4 protein-coding genes are annotated in these 6,589 nt (G+C 68.8%); 3 read left to right on the plus strand and 1 reads right to left on the minus strand.

Annotated features, from left to right (window positions below):
• Nucleotides 1-128: 128 nt before the first annotated feature.
• The 3 genes from E6C48_RS12735 (at nt 129) to purH (ending at nt 4,971) form a co-directional block, all read left to right on the plus strand.
• Complete coding sequence (locus E6C48_RS12735) at nt 129-1,487, plus strand: RsmB/NOP family class I SAM-dependent RNA methyltransferase (RefSeq protein WP_136357737.1); 1,359 nt, start codon at nt 129-131, stop codon at nt 1,485-1,487.
• A gap of 40 nt (nt 1,488-1,527) precedes the next feature.
• Nucleotides 1,528-3,267: a heparinase II/III family protein gene (locus tag E6C48_RS12740; RefSeq protein WP_206086489.1), complete on the plus strand. Its 1,740-nt coding sequence runs from the start codon at nt 1,528-1,530 to the stop codon at nt 3,265-3,267.
• A gap of 87 nt (nt 3,268-3,354) precedes the next feature.
• Nucleotides 3,355-4,971 (plus strand): bifunctional phosphoribosylaminoimidazolecarboxamide formyltransferase/IMP cyclohydrolase, encoded by a 1,617-nt coding sequence (gene purH / locus E6C48_RS12745; protein ID WP_136357739.1) that lies wholly within the window; start codon nt 3,355-3,357, stop codon nt 4,969-4,971.
• 7 nt (nt 4,972-4,978) lie between these two features.
• On the opposite strand, the gene E6C48_RS12750 is transcribed toward purH, so the two are convergent.
• Nucleotides 4,979-6,349: an MFS transporter gene (locus E6C48_RS12750; protein ID WP_136357741.1), complete on the minus strand. Its 1,371-nt coding sequence runs from the start codon at nt 6,347-6,349 to the stop codon at nt 4,979-4,981.
• Nucleotides 6,350-6,589: the final 240 nt, after the last annotated feature.

Consider the following 6,589-nt stretch of genomic DNA (forward strand, 5'->3'; position numbering starts at 1 on the left):
GAGGGCGAAGGCGTCCATCTGACTATGGGCTGATGTTCCGGGCCTGGATGCCGTCGACGGCGGCCGCGTTCGTCCTTTGCCTGCCGCTGCCCCTCGACAAGTGTGCGGCTCCGTGACATGGGCGGCCTATGAACAAGTCAAAGGCGGCCCGTCCCTCTCGCCCCTCGTCCGCTCCGGGCCTTGCCGCGCGCAAGGCGGCGGCGCGGCTGCTGGCGGCGGTCATCGACGCCCGTACCCCGCTCGACGGCATGACCGACGCCGAGCATGGCCATCCGCAATACCGGGCGCTCGACGGCCGTGATCGCGCGCTGGTGCGCGCCATCCTCGTCACGGCGCTGCGTCATCGGCGCACCATCGCGGCGCTGCTGGCGCGGCGGCTGGAAAAGCCGCTGCCGGCCAATGCCACTGCGCTGTCCCACATCCTGCATGTCGCGGCGGCGCAGATCCTGTTCCTCGACGTGCCCGACAGCGCCGCCGTCGATCTCGCCGTCACCCACGCCAAGGAGGACCCGCGCACGGCGCGCTTTTCCGGGCTGGTCAATGGCGTGCTGCGAGCGCTGGCGCGGGCAAAGGATGCGGAACTGACCGAGGCGCTGGCCACGACGGCCGACGCGCCGGACTGGTTCGCCGAGCGGCTGGCGGCGGCCTACGGGGACGAGACGGCCGGAAAGATCCTCGAAGCGCACCGGCACGAGGCGCCTGTCGATTTCACCGCCAAGGGCGATCCCGCGCCATGGGCTGAGCGGCTCGGCGGCATCGTCCTGCCGACCGGTTCGGTCCGCGTCGAGCGGCTCTCGGCATCCGTCCCCGAACTGCCCGGCTTCGAGGAAGGCGAATGGTGGGTGCAGGATGCCGCCGCCGCGCTGCCGGCGCGATTGCTCGGTGCCATGCGCGGCATGCGCGTGGCCGATCTGTGCGCCGCGCCGGGCGGCAAAACCGCCCAGCTCGTGCTTGCCGGCGCCGAGGTCACCGCCATCGACACCTCGCGCAACAGGCTGGCGCGGCTGAGGCAGAATCTCGACCGGCTGAAGCTGAGCGCCGAGACGGTGCAGGCTGATCTTCTGGACTACCAGCCGCCGGCCCCGTTCGACGCCGTGCTTCTGGACGCGCCCTGCTCCTCGACCGGCACGGTGCGCCGCCACCCCGACGTCCCGTGGACCAAGACGGCGGCCGACATCGCCAAGCTGGCGGACCTGCAAAGGCGCCTGCTGGAGCGCGCGGTGAGTTTCGTGCGGCCGGGCGGTATGGTGGTCTTTTCCAACTGTTCGCTCGATCCGCAAGAGGGCGAGGCGCTGCTTGCCGCCTTTCTTTCGGACCATGCCGGGATCGCGCTCGATCCGGTTCGGCCGGGCGAATTCGCCGGCATCGATCCGTTCCTGACCACCGAAGGCACCCTTCGCACCACGCCGGCCGACCTCGATCTCGGCCGGCCCGGCGTTTCCGGGCTGGATGGATTCTTCGCCGCGCGCCTTCGCATAAAGCGTTGAATCATATAACCTTGTTTGTGGGCGAAAGAGTTTTGGAGGGATGTTGGCGCTCGCAGCCGGCAACATGACGCGTCTGTGGGCGCTTGTCGCACGGGAATTCTGGCGCAAGACCCGCCGACGCATGCGCGTCGGGCCGGTTTTCCGTTGGCGTTATGCCGGGCGGACGCCCGAGCGCGTGCTGATCGCGCCGCCGGACCTCAGGCTCGCCGATCCGCAGATCGCCTCCGAGATCTATTACGGCCGCTATCCGCTGGCGGGGCATCTGGTCGAGACGGGCGGCCAGTCGCCGTTCCAGATGGAGGTGGCGAGCCGCGGCTGGGAAAAGTCGCTGCACGGCTTCCGCTGGCTGCGCCACATGCGCGCCGCCGGCACCGAGCTCGCCGCCGCCAATGCGCGTGCGCTGGTCACCGACTGGATCGCCATCCACGGCAGCCGCATGGGAGGCCCGGCCTGGGAGCCCGGCACGACGGCGAAGCGCATCATCGCCTGGCTGCAGCATTCCTCCGTGGTGCTGCAAGGGGCGGAATTTCCCTTCTATCGCGCCTTCCTGAAGTCGCTTGCCATGCAGATCCGCTACCTGCGCTCGGCCGCACCCGGCATGCCGGACGGCAAGGAACGCCTGCGCGCCCGCGTGGCGCTGGCTTTCGCGGCGCTTTCGCTGCCGGCGCCGGCCTCGGCGCTGCGCGCCGCCACGCGCCATCTGGCGGAAGAACTGGATCGCCAGATCCTGCCCGACGGCGGCCACATCTCGCGCAATCCGCTCGCCGTGCTGGAAATCCTGGCCGATCTCCTGCCGCTGCGCCAGACCTACGCCAACCAGGCCGAGCAGCCGCCCGCCGCCCTCATCGGCGCCATCGACCGCATGCTGCCGGCGCTGCGCTTCTTCCGTCACAGCGACGGCAGCCTCGCCCGCTTCAACGGCATGGGCGCCACCATCCATGACCGGATCGCCGCCATCCTGCGCCATGACGATACCGACGGCCAGCCGCTGCTGCACGCACCGCATTCCGGCTACGAGCGGCTCGCGGCGGGCGGCGTGACCGTCATCGCCGACACCGGCCCGCCGCCGCCGACCGAAGTGTCGGAAGCCGCGCATGCCGGGTGCCTGTCGTTCGAACTGTCGTCGGGGCGCCAGCACTACATCGTCAACGCCGGCGTCGACACCTACGGCGCGGCCGAGTTCCGTCCTCTGGCGCGCGCCACGGCCACCCATTCCACCGCGACGGTCGAGGATACGTCGTCGGCCCGTTTCAGCCACTCTTCCCGCATCCGCGACCTGATCGGCACACCGTTGATCGCAGGGCCGGAGCATGTGGTGAGCCAGCGTCTCGACGCCGGAGGCCGGCAGGGCTTCGTCGCCAGCCATGACGGCTATGTCCGGCGCTTCGGCATCCTTCACGAACGCGAGCTGACGCTTTCGGCCGACGGCGACCAGCTCGTCGGCCACGACCGCTTCCTGCGGCCGGACGGCAGGCCGATCCGCGACGACGGTGGCCACCGGGGCCATGACGCCATCGCCGTGCGTTTCCATATCCATCCCGATACCAGCCTGTTCCGCGACGGGCAGGACCGGCTGGTGCTGGCCGCCGAGGGAGCCGACGCCTTTGCCTTTGTGTGCGAGGACGTCGAACCCGAGATCGAGGAATCGATCTTCTTCGCCGGCCTCGGCGGCCCGCGTCGCAGCCGCCAGATCGTGCTCGCCTTCCGCGCTTCGGAATTGCCGGAGGTGCGCTGGCGGTTCGACCGGGTCGCCTTTGCCGGCCTACGCGAGCGCGGCTGATCGCTATCCGTCAGCTTGGGCGTTTGAATTATGGCTCCCATGTGCTACGGCGCGGCCCTGCTCCCATCGCTCCGGAAAGGCCCTGCCATGGCCGTCGCCACGAAGAACATTCCCGCTCCCGACCTGGTGCCGATCCGCCGCGCCCTGCTTTCGGTGTCCGACAAGGCCGGCCTCGTCGATTTCGCCAGGGCGCTGTTCCATGCCGGGGTCGAGCTGGTGTCGACCGGCGGCACGGCCAGGGTTATCGCCGAAGCCGGCATCGCGGTGCGCGACGTCTCCGACCTGACCGGTTTTCCCGAGATCATGGACGGCCGGGTCAAGACGCTGCATCCCTCCGTGCACGGCGCCCTGCTCGGCATCCGTGACGACGCCGAACACCGCGCCGCCATGGAAGCGCATGGCATCGAGCCGATCGACCTCGTCGTCGTCAACCTCTATCCGTTCGAGGAGGTGCGCCGCTCCGGCGCCTCCTATGCGGCGACGGTGGAGAACATCGACATCGGCGGTCCGGCCATGTTGCGTGCCTCGGCCAAGAACCACGCCTATGTCGCCATCGTCACCGACCCCGAGGACTACGCCGCCGTGCTGAACGCGCTGGACCTCAACGCCGGCAGCCTGTCGCTGGATTTCAGGAAGAAGCTCGCCGCCAAGGCTTTTGCTCGCACGGCCGCCTACGACGCCGCCATTTCCGGCTGGTTCGCCGAGGCGCTGGAGATCGAGCATCCGGCATGGCGTGCCTTCGGCGGGCAACTGGAAACGGTGATGCGCTACGGCGAGAACCCGCACCAGCAAGCGGGCTTTTATGTCACTGGCGAGAAACGGCCCGGCGTGGCGACGGCGCGGCAGTTGCAGGGCAAGCAACTCTCCTACAACAACATCAACGACACCGACGCGGCCTTCGAGCTGGTCGGCGAGTTCGACCCGGCGCGCACGGCCGCCGTCGCCATCATCAAGCACGCCAATCCCTGCGGCGTCGCCGAAGGCGCGACGCTGAGGCAAGCCTATTTCAAGGCCCTGGCCTGCGATCCGGTTTCCGCCTTCGGCGGCATCGTCGCGCTCAACCGCATCCTCGACGCGGAGGCGGCGGAGGAGATCGTGAAAACCTTCACCGAGGTCATCGTCGCGCCCGACGCGACCGAGGAGGCGGCGGCGATCGTCGCGGCCAAGAAGAACCTCAGGCTGCTGGTGACGGGCGGCCTGCCCGATCCGCGCGCCGCCGGGGCGATGGTGAAATCGGTCGCCGGCGGGCTTCTGGTGCAGGGCCGCGACGGCGCCGTTGTCGACGACCTCGATCTGAAAGTGGTGACGAAGCGCGCGCCGAGCGATGCCGAGCTCGCCGACCTGAAATTCGCCTTCCGCGTCGCCAAGCACGTCAAGTCCAACGCCATCGTCTATGCCCGGAGGCTGGCGACTGTCGGTATCGGCGCCGGCCAAATGAGCCGGGTGGATTCCTCGCGCATCGCCGCCCGCAAGGCCGAAGACGCGGCCGACGCAGCGGGCCTGTCCGAGCCGTTGACGCGCGGCTCGGTGGTTGCCTCCGACGCCTTTTTCCCCTTCGCCGACGGGCTGCTGGCGGCGGTCGAGGCGGGCGCCACGGCGGTCATCCAGCCGGGCGGCTCGGTCAACGACAAGGATGTGATTGCCGCCGCCGACGAGCACGGCATCGCCATGGTGCTGACCGGGACGCGGCACTTCCGGCATTGAGATCGGGCTATCTCTTCTTGTCCGCCGGATAGGGCGTTCCGGCCAGAATCCACAGGCCGGCGCCGAGGAACAGGATGATGACGGCCATGCCGAGGCGCGGCGAGCCCGACAGCGCGGTGACGGTGGCGACGAGGAAGGGTGCTGCGAAGGAAGTGGCGCGGCCGGCCAGCGCGTAGATGCCGAAGTAGCGGCCGGATTCCTCCGGCGTCACCGAGCGTGCCATGTAGGAGCGCGACGAAGCCTGCACCGGGCCGAAGGCGACGCCGATCAGCAGGCCGTAGACGATGTAGGCCTTTTCCGCCGCCGTGCCGAACAGGCCGCCGGAATCGGTGCCCGACAGCGGCAGCGCGAACAGGGTGAAGCCCGGCCCGGTCGAGACGATGCCGACGGTGGCGAGCGCAAGCAGCACCAGAGAGACCATCACCACCGCCTTGGAGCCGAGGCCGGTGTCCAGCCTTGCCGCAACCCAGCAGCCGAAGATCGCCACCACGTTGAGGATGATGCCGTAGACGCCGATCTCGGTGATCGACCAGCCGAACATGGCCGCCGCGAAGGCGCCGCCGAGCGAGAGCAGCGCGTTGACGCCGTCCTGGTAGATCATGCGGGCGACGAGGAAACGGAAGATGCCGGCGCGCTTGCGCACCTCGCCGAGTGTCGCCTTCAGTTCGGCCAGGCCCTCACGTACCGCCGGGCCGACCGGCATGCCGCGCTTCGCGTCCGGCGTCCACAAGAACATCGGCAGGATGAAGACGAAGTACCAGAGCGCCGACAGCGGGCCGGTGGCGCGTGCGTCTTCGCCTTGCGCCGGGTCGAGGCCGAACAGGGGCGTTGCGCCGACGATGGTCTTGCCGGTCTCGGGCGAGCCGGCGAGCAAGGCGACGACGAAGATCAGCGCGATCATGCCGCCGAGATAGCCGAGCCCCCAGGCAACGTTGGAGATGCGGCCGATCTGGGCCTTCGGCACCAGCCTGGGCATCATGGAATCGTTGAAGACGGTGGAAAATTCCGCCGCCACCGAGGCCAGCGAGAAGGCGAGCACGACGAACCATAGGTTCGAGCCGGGTGCCGCGAACCATAGCGTGCAGAGCGATATGATCTTGACGGCGGCGAAGAAGGCGATCCACGGCTTGCGCGGGCCGGTCTGGTCGGCGATGGAGCCCAGCACCGGCGACAGGATGGCGATGACGAAGCCGGCCGCCGCCAGGCCGTATCCCCACACCGCCTGCCCGGTCGCCGGGTCGCTGGAGAGGCGCGAGACGAAATAGGGGCCGAAGATGAAGGTGGTGACGACGGTGAAGAAGGGCTGCGCCGCCCAGTCGAAGAACATCCATCCCCAGATGCCACGCCCGGATGCGTGCTGAACGGTTGCGTCGGTCATGCTCCCTCCGGCCGCGCCCCATTGCGACGGTGCCATGTCTGCATGTTTTTGAGAACGGTGCAAAGGGGTGGCTTCCGTGATCGAGGGGATCGTTGGGTGCGAGTTTCGCCGCCGCCACGCCCGGAATCTCTTCCGTCTGGCCATTGTCAAAGAACAGACCTCGGTGAGTTGAGGTCGGGAAGACGGCGGTCGTCGAAACGCTGCCGAATGTTTGGTAACTGCGATCCGAAGACCGCCGCC

The organism is Ollibium composti, from assembly GCF_004801285.1.
Taxonomy (GTDB): Bacteria; Pseudomonadota; Alphaproteobacteria; order Rhizobiales; family Rhizobiaceae; genus Mesorhizobium; species Mesorhizobium composti.

Excerpts from the sequence above, each read along its gene's own strand:
- E6C48_RS12735 (WP_136357737.1), top strand. The coding sequence starts at position 129 with ATGAACAAGTCAAAGGCGGCCCGTCCCTCTCGCCCCTCGTCCGCTCCG.
- E6C48_RS12740 (WP_206086489.1), top strand. The coding sequence starts at position 1,528 with ATGTTGGCGCTCGCAGCCGGCAACATGACGCGTCTGTGGGCGCTTGTC.
- purH (WP_136357739.1), top strand. The coding sequence starts at position 3,355 with ATGGCCGTCGCCACGAAGAACATTCCCGCTCCCGACCTGGTGCCGATC.
- E6C48_RS12750 (WP_136357741.1), bottom strand. The coding sequence starts at position 6,349 with ATGACCGACGCAACCGTTCAGCACGCATCCGGGCGTGGCATCTGGGGA.